The organism is Vibrio sp. 1580 (assembly GCF_033340055.1).
On sequence record NZ_JAWOVT010000008.1, the window covers coordinates 285,269 to 299,190 of the forward strand.

The 13,922-nt window shown below is 43.3% G+C and carries 6 protein-coding genes; 2 read left to right on the top strand and 4 right to left on the bottom strand.

The features are described 5' to 3' along the window. Positions 1 to 68: 68 nt before the first annotated feature. Entirely contained in the window at positions 69 to 587 is a 519-nt protein-coding gene (locus tag R7093_RS15200; RefSeq protein WP_005373415.1) for an Hcp family type VI secretion system effector, read from the bottom strand. Positions 588 to 1,043: 456 nt separating this feature from the next. On the opposite strand from R7093_RS15200, the gene tssH reads away from it, so the two are divergent. Continuing rightward, entirely contained in the window at positions 1,044 to 3,722 is a 2,679-nt protein-coding gene (tssH, locus tag R7093_RS15205) for a type VI secretion system ATPase TssH (protein WP_021035954.1), read from the top strand. After that, entirely contained in the window at positions 3,709 to 5,340 is a 1,632-nt protein-coding gene (locus R7093_RS15210) for a sigma-54-dependent Fis family transcriptional regulator (RefSeq protein WP_047101265.1), read from the top strand. Before tssH ends, R7093_RS15210 begins: the two co-directional genes overlap by 14 nt. A gap of 78 nt (positions 5,341 to 5,418) precedes the next feature. On the opposite strand, the gene R7093_RS15215 is transcribed toward R7093_RS15210, so the two are convergent. The 3 genes from R7093_RS15215 to R7093_RS15225 all read right to left on the bottom strand — a co-directional run bounded on the left by R7093_RS15215 (position 5,419) and on the right by R7093_RS15225 (position 13,112). Continuing rightward, positions 5,419 to 10,164, bottom strand: a complete 4,746-nt coding sequence (locus R7093_RS15215; RefSeq protein ID WP_047101263.1) for an OmpA family protein — start codon at positions 10,162 to 10,164, stop codon at positions 5,419 to 5,421. Then, a complete protein-coding gene (locus R7093_RS15220; RefSeq protein WP_047101262.1) occupies positions 10,161 to 11,288 on the bottom strand; it encodes a hypothetical protein in 1,128 nt (375 codons plus the stop codon). The genes R7093_RS15215 and R7093_RS15220 overlap by 4 nt, the downstream gene beginning before the upstream one ends. 72 nt (positions 11,289 to 11,360) lie before the next feature. After that, positions 11,361 to 13,112: a hypothetical protein gene (locus tag R7093_RS15225; protein ID WP_047101261.1), complete on the bottom strand. Its 1,752-nt coding sequence runs from the start codon at positions 13,110 to 13,112 to the stop codon at positions 11,361 to 11,363. Positions 13,113 to 13,922 lie beyond the last annotated feature (810 nt).

The window sequence follows — 13,922 nt, forward strand, 5'->3', positions numbered from 1 at the left end:
TTTACCTGATACAAATAATCGAATTAGGGCCAACAATCGTTGGCCCTGAATCTTTACGCGACGAGCAATTAAGCTTCGCGTGGAGCACGCCAGTCGTCGTTACCCGCAGTACCACAGTTTTCGTGAGTTACTTCGATCGCACGGTAAGTGAACTTAAGCACTTCTTCTGTCACGCGGTCAGCTGTTGCTGCGTCTTGACAGTGGTTCATACGAGTTTGGATATCGACAAGTAGCGCATCAATCAATTTGATTGAGTAGTAATGCTCTTGTTTACCTTGAACTGAAGTACGGTAGAAGCGGATCACACACTCAGGAAGTTTTTCGCCAGATACTAGTGCGTTGAATAGTAGTGGAGATGAGCGATCTTGAACTTTAGTTACAACAAGTGGACGGTGTACACGTTGACCAGTTGGCTGACCACTTTGTGGATCACGTGGAACTGTTAGCACGTGATCAAGCTCTTGTACTAGGAACTCATCAACGTGAGCTTCTTGCCATGTGTTACCTACTGAATCTGCAGAGTAAGTATCTTTAGTAATATGGCCTTGAGTCTCACCTTGGATAGACATATATGCTGGAGTTGGCATCGCTATTTCCTTTTCTAAAATCTGTTTTGTTTAAATCACCAAATCGCTTATCACCGCGACTATTTGGTATAATCAAAGTCCGTGCCAACTTTAAAAACACAATAAAAACAACAACTTACACAAATCAAGACATTATTCACTAATATCTTGAGTACAATTTATTGGATAAAAAACCAAAAAGTTGGATTAAGATAATAATAAATTGTTCTAACTTTAAAAAGTGAAAATAACCATATAAAACTGTGTAAATAAAGTCATTAAAACTAATAAATCCGACACTTTTACTATCATTTAATTTAGAATAACAACGCCATTGAAATAACCACAAACATTAATGTCACAATAATCATTAAAAATAACCAACAAACGATAGTCAAAACATCTTGATAAAAAAAGAACGCAATCACTTTTAGTATAATAGCCGCTACCTCTTTTCCTCTAAAGAATAAAATGGCTATGATAAATATAAACCTTTCTTCATTAATTCAGCGTCTACACCCGATTGCAAAAGTAGCATTAGAAGACGCCGCTGCACTTGCAGTCTCTGAAAAAGCAAACGAAGTTCAAATTGAGCATTATTTACTGAGTCTATTAGAAAGGCCAAATAGTGATTTTGACGTCTTATTAAGTCATTTTGATTGTTCTGAGAACTTATTAAGACAATCGGTTCGATCCACACTCGACACCAACGCCAAAGGAAATGGCAGCAAACCTGTTTTTTCTGCTTTATTAATCGAATGGTTGCAAGAAAGCTGGCTGGTTTCTTCTTTAGATCTATCCGAAACACAAATCCGCTCTGGCGCCCTACTCCTTACTCTTGTTAGCAATCCTCTCCGTTACGGCCAACATGGTTACGCCTCTATCCTTGAGGCGGTAAATCCTGACAGCCTTAAGCGTAACTTTGCAGAACTAACAAGCCACTCTATTGAGGCGCAAGTTGCTAATTCAGAGAAAACACAAGCTCGTGAGGATGGCTCAGCACTGAGCAAGTTCACGACAGACTTCACTGGTAAAGCACGCAAAGGCGAAATCGATCCTGTTTTCTGCCGTGACCAAGAAATCCGCCAAATCGTGGACATTCTTGCTCGTCGCCGTAAAAACAACCCTATTGCTGTTGGTGAACCGGGCGTTGGTAAAACCGCAGTAGTAGAAGGCTTGGCACTTAAGATTGTACAAGGTGACGTACCAGACAACCTCAAAGGTGTTGAGCTTTACGGCCTGGACATGGGTCTTCTGCAAGCTGGTGCAAGCGTAAAAGGCGAATTCGAAAAACGCCTAAACGCAGTATTGGATGAAGTGAAAAACTCACCAACTCCAATCATTCTATTCATCGATGAAGCACACACCCTTGTTGGCGGTGGTAACCAAGCAGGCGGCAGCGACGCGGCAAACTTGCTAAAACCAGCCCTAGCGCGTGGTGAAGTGAAAACCATCGCTGCGACAACATGGTCGGAATACAAGAAGTACTTCGAGAAAGATCCTGCCCTTGCACGTCGTTTCCAATTGGTGAAACTCGACGAACCATCTCCTGAACAAGCAGCATTGATCATTCGTGGTCTGCGCCCTGCTTATGAAAAATCACATAACGTTTACGTGCGTGACGATGCTATCACTGCTGCGGCAGCCCTTTCTGCTCGTTACATCTCTGGTCGTCAACTGCCAGATAAAGCCATTGATGTTCTAGATACAGCATGCGCGCGTGTGAACATCAGCCTAAATGCCATTCCGGCGTCTGTAGAAACACTGCAACAAGAACTTGCAGCTCAACAGCGCGAGCTTGAAGCACTTGAGCGTGATGCTCTGCAGCAAACTGGCGACAAGCACAGCCTTGCTAACATTCCAGACCTAAAACTGGCAATGGAAACAACGAAAGAAGAGCTAGCAGAACAAGAAGCGCAATGGCACAAAGAAAAAGAGCAGATCCAAGAGATGATTGCTCTACGCTCTCGCTTACATGAACTGGTCTTTGGCGAAACAAATGAAGAAGAGCTTGTTGCAGACGAAGATTCAGAACAAGAGCAAGACGTTTCTCCATATGCAGAAATGGATGAAGAAGCCGTTCGCATTGCAATTTCGGCCTGCCAAGAACAGCTAGATGTAATCCGCAATGGCAACCCACTGGTTCACTTTGAAGTGGGCCCAGATGAAGTCAGCCATGTGATCTCGGACTGGACTGGTATTCCAATGGGTAAGATGCTTCAAGACGAAGCAGAAACCACGCTAAAACTGAAAGAAAGCCTAACACAAAGCATCAAAGGCCAAGAATACGCTATCGATGCACTGTCTGAAGGCATTCAAACCGCAAAAGCAGGCTTAGGCAACCCAGACGCACCAACAGGCGTATTCCTGCTGGTTGGCCCAAGTGGTGTGGGTAAAACCGAAACGGCTCGTGCGATTGCTGATCAAATGTTTGGTGGTGAGCGCTTTATGACGACCATTAACATGTCTGAGTTCCAAGAGAAGCACACGGTATCTCGCCTAATCGGTTCACCTCCGGGTTACGTAGGTTACGGTGAAGGCGGCATGCTGACAGAAGCGGTTCGTCAACGTCCATATTCTGTTGTTCTTCTTGATGAAGTGGAAAAAGCCGATCCTGAAGTGTTGAACCTGTTCTACCAAGTGTTCGACAAAGGTACATTGAACGACGGCGAAGGCCGAACCATCGATTTCAAGAACACGCTGATCATCATGACCAGTAACCTTGCAACGCACGAGATTGAATCTTTGGTTCATCAATCAAAAGACATCGATGCGAACATCATCGCAGAAGCTATTCGTCCTACATTGAACCAACATTTCAAACCAGCGCTGTTGGCACGTATGTCAGTACTACCATTTGTTCCGCTGTCTGATGAAGCAATGACAGAAATTATTCACCACAAGCTGAATAAAGTTTCTCAGCGTCTACAGAGCCATCACAAGTTGTCGCTAAGCTACGAAGAAAGCTTGGTTGAGTTCGTACTAGGTAACTGCCGCCTTGCTGAAACAGGCGCGCGTAACATCGACGCGGTCATCAACCGTCAGTTGCTGCCGCAACTATCGACTCAGCTATTAGTGCATGACAAGGATGATTCACATACGCAAATCGAAGTGTCTGTCGATGAGCAAGGAACACTAACCTATGCGTTCAGCTAACCATAGCGAACTTAGTAACGCCCTACTTGCGATCAGTCAGTCTTTGGCTGATCGCAGCCAGCTTACCCAAACCTTGGATGCCGTGTTGACCGCTGCGAGACAAATGACCCTCGCAAAGCACGGCATCATTTACGTTTTGGACCAGACTGGGCAGGCGTTGATTCCAAGTACCGCTCACCATAACGATAAAACTATCGTTTCCCACCCTTGGGAAGCATTACAGTTAGACTCAGCCAGTGAGAACGACCCATTTAACTTTGCGATTCGTAATGGTGAAGTGGTGTTGATTAACGAGTTATACAAATACAACGGCTACGACTGTGAAAGCATTTATCAAACAGAGCAGACATTGGGACTAAAAAGCGAGAACTTACTGGCTTGGCCTTTGATTGATAGCGAAAGCAAAACCATTGGGCTGTTAGTCTTACTCGATTTGAATGTCATTGACAACGAGGCAGCCTTGACTGAGTTTTGTCGAATGGCAGCGAGTAACATTCGTCAAGCCGTTTGGTTAGAGCAATATGGGCAAGTGATTAAAAATCTCAATGCCGACAATCAAGCCCTAGTGCGCGAGAACACTCAGCTCAAAAAACGTACTCAGAAAGCCTATCAAGGTCCTATTGCAGAGAGCGAAGAAATGCTCAATGTCTTGAATCGTCTTGATAAGGTGCTATCTCTTCCTGTCGACGTTCTGTTGCGTGGTGAAACGGGCGCAGGTAAAGAGGTGATCGCGAAATACATTCACGAAAACTCTAACCGTTCAGAACAGCCTTTGATCGTACAAAACTGTGCGGCAATTCCCGAACAGTTGTTAGAGTCTGAACTGTTTGGGCATAAGAAAGGTTCATTCACGGGCGCGGACAAAGACAAAGTCGGTTTGTTTGAAGCAGCCAACGGCGGCACGCTTTTCCTAGATGAAATTGGCGATATGCCAATGCTACTACAAGCGAAGTTACTGCGTGTACTGCAAGAGCGTAAAGTTCGCCCTATCGGTACCAGCAAAGAGATTGAAGTGGACGTGCGCGTTATCGCTGCAACCCACTGTAATCTTATGCAGCAAATCAAAGATGGCGGATTCCGTGCCGACTTGTTCTATCGCTTAAATGTCTTCCCTATTACATTGCCGCCCCTGAGAGCCCGTAAGTCGGACATTATTCCCCTTGCTGAACATTTCGTGCAACACACAACCAACACGCTAGGTTTGCCGCAAGCGCCAGGGTTAAGTGCCAATGTACGTAAACAGCTGCTTGCCTACCAATACCCAGGGAACGTGCGTGAGCTTAAAAACATCATCGAGCGCTCGGTACTACTGTCCGATTTTGAAACCATCACTCATATCGAGTTTGGTGAACAAATCCCAGAAGATGTACCAACTGTCGAAGTGAAAGCAGCCTCACCTACTCCAGAACAACCTGCTTATGAGCAGCCAGCACAAGCGGATTTAGAAGATGCTTCAAAGAGCCTTAAGGATGTTGTCAGCCAATACGAGCGCACAGTGATCATCGATTGCTTAAATGCGTGTAATTGGCACACCAAGAAGGCCGCTGAGCAATTGGCGCTGCCAATGAGCACACTCAACCACAAGATGAAGAAATACGACATTTCTGCAGCTGGTTGATGGGGGTTAAAAATAAACTTCTAAATTCAGTATGAAGTGATAAGAAAAGAAAACCGCCCGAAGGCGGTTTTTTTGCACCTAGGAAGGGTTATCAAGTGACTTTTCCAAGGGCTTGGGTGCTTGAGTTACCGCAGGTTGTTTCTCAATCCAATCTTTCAACCATTTCTTGCGTTGAGATTCGTTATACTGCTTCCAAGTTTCAGCCGCAGACTTGTCTACGCCTTCCTCTGTCGACTCTTTCTCAATTAACCAAGGCATATCACTAAAGAAATTACCAGCCAAAGCACTATCCGCATTTAAAGAAGGAATAGAAATTACAGCATCACGACCAATATCATAGTCATCAGCTCCATTTAATCCGACTTGTTTTAGATGAGCAACCGAAAGCTCCAAGTTCGCTTTACCACCAATTACACCACCAAACGGTCTTAGACCTTTTAACCTAACTCCCGTTGGTGCAACATATTCCAAGTTAAACCTCATGCAGTACATCGTATAGTTTTTGCTCTTAGATAGTTCATTCTCTTTAGTGAGACTACCTACAGCTTCACCTATAAACTCACTCATGGCATCAACTTGTTCTCGATGGTTTTCGGAAATAGATTCAGTAAACATCCATTCTTCGTTTTTATAGGCAAACTCACCAATATGATACATATCGGTGAAGTAAAGAGGACCTTTAACTGGCTTGCCATCATTTCCGTCGAGCGCCAGTTGAATGCACATATTCACTGCTTCCCACGGCATACCCAAACGTTCATAAAGTGCTTTTTCATGACTTTCACCCAAAATCAGTACATAAATACTGGCAGGATCGTCTTTCTTTTTGTTTCCCCATGAGAAACCATCACGCCAGATATTATCAGCCGATTGGTACCACTTTCTTTCACTGAAAAAGTTCAAACCAGACGCTTTGGTGTCTATAGCCACCAATTGCTGTTTAATGCCATGAAGTATAGGGATGGTATTTTTGTCTCCCTCACCTGCCATTAAGGTAAAGCTCTCTACCATAAGGTCCTGTTCACGTAGACGCAGTTGCTGCTCTCCCAAGTAGGTATCAAGCAAAACCAGTCTAGTTTCTGTACTTAAAGCGCCAATCTGCAACTCATCTTCAGCATCATCAAACTTCTGCCCCAGACTGTACTCTTGTGGTAAGTAAAAACTATGTTGCCCTTGATTCGTTCTAATTCCCAAGCAGTAACGCATATTTTGGAAGCCTCCGCCTTTTACATAGCGCTTAAAGGAATCCGCTTCTGCAAAATAGTCGCTTGGCTGACCCGATATCGCTGCTCCGGAAACTGCCATACTGAACATTGCATCAGAGAACATTAGCTTTGCTTTAGAGGTCATTGGTTTCATACCGTCGATCATCACATCACCGAAGCGGAATGAGGGAATATGCTCAATAGCAATCAACGTAGCGCCGTCATCAATCCCCTGTTGCTTGTAAAAAGCACTTATTCGCCCATCAGGATCAGTTTTGAAGTCACTAACCTTCATTGGCAGCATCCAGTCACTGAAAGCTGGGCCTTTAATATTTTCGAGCCCGTCAACGCGATCGTAGCCAATCGTAACTGGCTTCGCATACTTGTGTTCTTTTTTAAGTATCAACTGCACTTTCACTTTATCGTATGGACCTAGGCGACTGTTGCTAGATTGCTGAATCCAACTATCATATGACATCCATTCTGGTTCATCACTTTCAGTATAACGAGCTGACTGAACAAGTATTCGACAATAGCCGATTTCATCTTTCTTTAACTCACTTCCCTGCGGGTTAAATGACTCGGTAAAGTTATCAAACATCGTTTCATTTGGGTGTTCAAACAACATGGTTTGTATCGGGAAGATTTGATTAAATGCACCTGACGCTTTAAAGCTATCCCTGTTTTCGGTTATAGAGAGATGAGAAACTTTGCTATTAGTTGTTATTGGAGCAGGCCAATGCTGCGCACCTTGTGGCATCTTTGTCGATAATTCGGTGTAGTACTCGTTATCACAACGGTTCTTCCAGTTAGCCGCTAAGGTGTTTCCTTTGATCGTATGTACAGACCAATCATCGCTCAAAATGTAGTTCTCAATGTATTCCTTCACCTTGTAACGCTCAACCAAAAACCTAAACGAGATATTAGAATTCCGTTTGGTTTGAGATCCTAGGTCAGCGAGTAATAACACTAAGCCATTAATAGCAAGCGCTCGTAGTTGGTAGCGTTTTAACACCTCCTTACGAACTTCTTCGCTCTCAAGGTGAGTAATGAGTTCCTGATAAGACCTACATTCAATACCTACATCTACCTTACTGCGTCGCAAATCGTTAAGTAACTCGATATGTATTTTTGCCAGCCTTTCAAGCTCACTGACAACCTCATGGCTTTGCTTTAACTCTTCTAGGAAGGAGTCCAACATTAAACTATCAATCACTTTCACCGCAGATATTGCTGTCTTTGACCCCTCTATGGCAAGCATAAACCCTCTTGCCGCAGGAGCTATAGCAGGAATATAGGAAGCGACGTCAACGACACTGTCAAAAATCGCCATTCGCAGTGCGACTTCTGCTTTATCTTGCGCAACCATCTCAGCTTCTAGAGCAAGCCTAGAGCGTTCCATTGCATGCGAGCCATAGCGACTGGGATGAAAGAATATGTTCAGGGATTGCAGGTAAATACGGATTACAACCCGACGGTTTTGTCTTAGATTAGGGTTGTTGCGGTCGACTTTTTCACCTTGTTTGGGAACATAGACAGGTTTACTTTCACCAAAAGCGGCTACCGAAACACGACCTTCAAAAACAGGGAACTCCTTCATGAGCAGTTTTTTCGCATATTCTGCGCGCTCTGCCGAGACCTGCATATTTGCTTTCTCGGTACCGACTTGGCAAGCATGCCCTTCTATCTCTACTCTAAGGTTTGGCTCATTCTCTAAAACGTTGGCAAGAGAAGCAGCAAGCTGTTTAAATATAGGTGTATGCTCCTTTAACTCTTTTTCACGCGAGTTAAAGGCAAATTCTATTTTTATTCCTGCGCCTCTAGAGCTATTTACGAGAATGGCGTCAATCTGATTGCCAGATTGATCACGCGCATCTTTTAAAGCCTGTTCTAGTTTTTCTTCCTGGATATGGTTAGCTGTCTTCCAAACTGGAATTTGAGCAAGGTAGTCTTTTGTAACTTCTTCTGTTCCTTGCTCTGCTTTATCAACCTTTTTATTTTGATTAACCAGCTGTTTAGCTTTTTTATACAAACTAAGTGCTGTCAATCCCGTTCCGAAGCCATTAAAACCAACGGTTTTACCACCAGAAAGCCAAGCTTCCGCAACTCGCCCGGCAACCACACGTCGGTTACCCAGACGTGATTCTAAAGAAAGTGCAAGTGCGCTTGACCGAGCTTCATTGGTGTTAAAAACCTTATCGTGAAATAGCGCCTTCCAACCAACACCCGCGATAGTTGGAGTGTGGAGTTCCTGCAACTTATCAAGCGCTTCTTTCGTACTGTAAATACCGTAATACAATTCGCCCGCCGCTTTCATCGCAGGCGGCATCTCGGACTTAACTGCATCCCAATACAGTTTCGAGACGTTATTAAACACCGCTTGGCGGCCATCACGGTCTAAAGTGTCTTGCAAGCTACCGCTCAGCAGCCCTGCTCCTAGCTGAGCAGACACATCTCGGATATTCTTGAGTAACGCAATACTCCTTGAAGCTGGCGTATTGGCTGTTACACCTTGTACATTACCGTGAAGGTAATGTTTCATATTTCCAAAGTACTGAGGGTATTGATAAATCAAGGATTCCTCAAGGGAGATCATATCGCCACTGACAATGGCAAATTTCCCTAACGGAGTGCTTGAAGAAAAGGTAATCTGTTCACGTAGCTCGTAAGTATAGACTGTATCTAAGCCTTCAGAAAATTGCTGAATATGAGCGTCTTTAATGAACTGTGGAACACCATTTTTCATCTGGCTTGGAATAAATTCGACACGGATACTGTATAAGCCTTCTTTAAAATCAGCAGGATCAACGTGAAACATCGCGCATGGATATTGCTTAGCATTTTCTTCTGAAAGCTCATCTTCAGGTAATGCCGCTTGTACTGAAGAGCCTATCGTTTTGTATTCCCCACCTTCTTTGGTTGAGTCAAACTTTTGCAAAGTAACCGTCGCACTTTCATAGCCTTGATCAGAAAAAACCACCGCGCAACTCGCCACAACAGGTAAAACGAAGCCTTTTAGTGTCTCTCCCGATTCACTTACATCTTCATACCACTTATTATATTCTGCCTGTTCTTCGCTGAGCCCCCCGTTCGCAGCTGGTTCGTAAGGCTTAGCCAATTGTTCAATGCTGACCTCTGTCAAGGTGAGTTTTGCTTCGCTGTTTTCCAACTGGCTACTCAACTCTGCAACTTTTGTAGCTAACTCTTTGGGGTTTAACTCAGAAAGTGAAGCTATTAAAGGCAAGGGCGGAAAGCGGAAAGTGAAGGTCTGCTCACCCTCTTTGGGTAGATCCCTACCTAACGCATGAATTGTGTGCTCTGGTGTCAGGACCTCAAAAGCCCCATATTGATCGGGCTTTCCGTTACCCAGTGAACATAACTTAAATTTATGGTCGGTAGCCCAAAGCTTAGGGCTATCGCTATCAGTGACGTTAAGCATCGGCACTTTCGCTAAAGGGCGAATATTAGCGATTTGTTTTCTTACCAAGCTTTCCTCTGAATGCCAAGATGGGAATTCAGTTGTTTTAGTTTGAGAGTTAAATTCCCCCTCATAATAAACACCAAACAAATAGTAATTTGCACACAAAGGTATCGCGTTACTGGTATCATGAGTGCTCACAGTTCATCCCCTTTAACAAAATCACCATTGTTGGCAAAGGCGTTGTAAAGAGAAGAGTTACTGGCACTATGGCCCGTCCCTATTTGCTCCCATTTTAAATAAGAACCAAATTCTTTATTTTCTTTTAGTTTACTGAGGATGGCCCGCGCCGCTCCATCCCGAGCATAATTCGCATCTTTACTCAAAATTTCAAAATAGCGCAGTTTACCTACCGCTCGCGGTACAATTTCTTCTTGTTGAAATGAATCCTGCTCGATATCAATTAGATAACGAAACTTCCTACTTTCACCCCAAGCGTACTTACCGTCTGGACTAATACTACGTTTGTTAAACTTATAATCACCCAGATTTTGTTCATCAGGATTAATTCCCGTGCTAAAGAGAAATTCGTCTTTTGCCTCATCATAAACTGCAACGCCAAAGTCGTTTAGTACGTATCTTTTTCCTTTTTGAATCACGGAATACTCATTAAACTCTGTGTCTACTTGCTGTTTGTCGCCTGTCGCTAAGGTGTACTTCCAGTCTTTAAACTTGTCTACGTAGTAAAGATAGCTGCTGTCTTCTGCCCATAGAAACTCTGGGTAGCCACGTGAACGACCTAGTTCAATATACTCACCCGTCTTAAGATCTTTAATTACTTTAAACATCCCTTCTGAGGCCGAATAGGCCAAAGCCAAGTAGCGATTATTTGGAGAGACACGCATTAGACGAACTTTGCCAACAAACTCATCTGCGACCAGACGTAAGTCCGTCCCATCCGTTTTGATACTCCACACTTTATCCCTTTGATCATAGTGGTCTTTCGCTTCATTTCGGGCGTTATCCCAACGAAACACTACACGTGGTAAATCATAAGAGCCTTCATTGGTGAGATCTTCACGTGGCCATTCTTTAGCTTTAAAAATAAAGTGTTTAGGTTTACCCGTCTCTTTGTCATAAATAACGTAATTGTTTTCTGTGATATAAACACGACCATCTTCCCACTGTTGAGCATTTTTTTCTGCGATTCGGTCTTGAACCGTCTGAGGTTTTGGCGCGTGTTGTTCAGGTTCCTTGGCCGATTCTTGATTACAGCCAGATAAGACCGCTAAAGTAATCAAGCATAATGTATGACGTAGATTCATCTTATATTCTCTTCGTTATCTTTCTCGATCGCGTTTAATGGTGTGACAACGCAACCCGAATAAGTTGTTTTGTTAACTTGTCTGATCTTTTTTCTTATAAGCCAGTAAATCCGCAATGGGTGTTTGAGCAAAAATGACCGTTTTATTATCTCTTCCGTGATGACTATTGCCCTGATAACCACGGAGAAGATCCACTTCTTTAACCTCTGCAGGCCAACCAGTAAAACGAATCAACCTAGAACCATTCTCTTTTTTTATACATTGGCGCAAGCACACTCGCTGCGACCAATCACCATCGCTTTGCCTTAACTCAAAGTAATCATCTGACTCGTCCAGCGTCGTATAACCCGGATATTCGAAAACTATCTCGACAGATTTAAGTAAATACACGACCGCTACATTTTTATTTACCTGGCTTCGTAACATTGCGTATTTTTCAGGTTTTGAGGTCGCAGCACTTGGTAATACTGAGAGCAGGCGAACAGAACCGTCTCCAATTTTAAAGCTTTTCTCACTGCTATAATGGTTAAGATCAGTGACTTTTATGGCTTTAGTTCCGGGATCACTTTCTAGTTCAGATAGTTCACTCTCGCTCAATCGTTTACTGTTATAAGCCAAATATACTTCTTGAGGCTCACCTTTAATCTTGTAAGGAAGCCATATATGCGGGAGAGGGTAACCTTGCGCGCTCCGCTCCACTGGGCTAGAAGCATTAATAGGGCTCAAATTTGTTTCAATCTTTTCTTTGATTTGTGGTTCATAGCCTGTCATGACTATCTCAACTTCTTCCTCAACTAAGTTGAACACTCGAGCCTCTCCAGAGCCATTCAAAGAGCCTTCACTTACCACCTTGCCGTTCTGCACGATTTGGAAAGGCTCATAAGCGAAAACACCGCCTGTTTCAGGATTGGTCATATAGATATCGGCGTGCCTTTTGGGTCTAGAGCCTTCACGAACACTATTAATGTCCGTATCTGAAAAGTAACCATTTTCCGTAATTGCCACTTCGCGCCAAATTTTATTGTTCCAAACAACATACACGTAGCCTGATTTAAACACTTCTGCAGCTTCATCTGATTTATCGCTACTAGGGAAGTGCAGCGGAACCACAGGCACCAACACGTTATCCCACTCATCCATTTGAGTTTCTTTATCAACGGGTTGCAGGTCTTCGGCGAGTTTAAGCAAAATTGGCTGAGGCTGATCAGTGCAAGGGATTTTGATATAGAGCGTTTTTCCCTCAGCTTCGAGATCTTTAAATGTCGCGAGGCTGCGGTGTTTGTTTTCGGTATCAGCCTTGCCTACAGTAACTTTTTCTTTTTGAGCTTCGGTTTTTCCCAACATCAAACATGCCGCGTTGCTAGACCACTGCCCTGCAAACTCGACAACGATTTTTTGATCTGGACTTGGCTCAGAGGGGACATGCGTGTAACTACGAACTAAAGCAACATCGTCGGTAACCTGCTTGTATCCTGCTTTAAAAGCTTTGCTTTCATTCGAAGCAGATACAGAGTCAACGAGTGATTTAAGTCTAGGGAAGCTTTGCAGCTGAGAGTCCGTCAATGGCGACCGACGAGCAACGGTAGATAATGACACCCAATTGCCTTTTCCCAATTCGATTCTTATAGCAGCTAGCAATGCGCTGGTCGTTTTTTTGGCAGAGATGGAAATCTTTTGCGCCAATTCTTTAGGGAGGTTTCTAAGGATGTCATCTGAATTTCGCAAACGCGAAAGCTGTCCTATACACTCGTCCGGTGTAAGAACATAAGATAGCTCGTTGGAGGATAGCTTCGAGCTAGGTATAAATTTGCAAACTAAATGCATTTGAATTCTCCACAACCAACATCGTAAATATGGCTGCGGTGACAATTAAGCTGATAAGGCTTACAAGTACGATTTGGTCTGCGTATCCTACTTACTTAGCCATTTATTTTCAACGAGATAGAAAAATCGCCAGAAATCAAAAACACCAAAAAAATGGTGATTTTTGCTATCAAAACATGCGATTTGACCACAATAAAAGCCAGTAACATCACCCACTCTGTCAAAATGGTAAAATCTTACTATCTAAAAAAATTTAATTTATGGACTGAAGTTAACAAAAATCGTAGTAACGTGCGCTTCAGGTAAGCACGAGGAAATTCAGAAGTTTATGAGGTGCCCTCCTCAGCAACAAACAACAAATTGACTGTTACTGAGGAAGTTTAAATAAAAAGGTGAGCGCATTACGCACTCACAAAAGTAACTGCTCTGAAGCTTGCTAGGATTAAATTTGCTTCATCGCGAGTTAAAGAGGTGAGGTATTACCCATCGACCTCATGCAGAACACTATACTCAGAGTATAGAAACGAGCGTAAATATATAATATTTAAAAAGATTTTCAACGCGACACATTCACCACAGCACCTGCCGAGCGACCATCACAATCACGTCATACACACCTAAAAGCAACATTGGCCTAGTTATTATAGTTATTCAGCCTTGTATTAAGACGATTCATTAATTCGAGTAACTTATCAATAAAGGCAATTATTTTGATAAATATCACAAAAAGTCCTGACCCGTCCTGATATGGGTTGACACTTTTTAACTAAAACGCTCGATGTACTTCATCGGGCGTTTTGTATTTTAAAG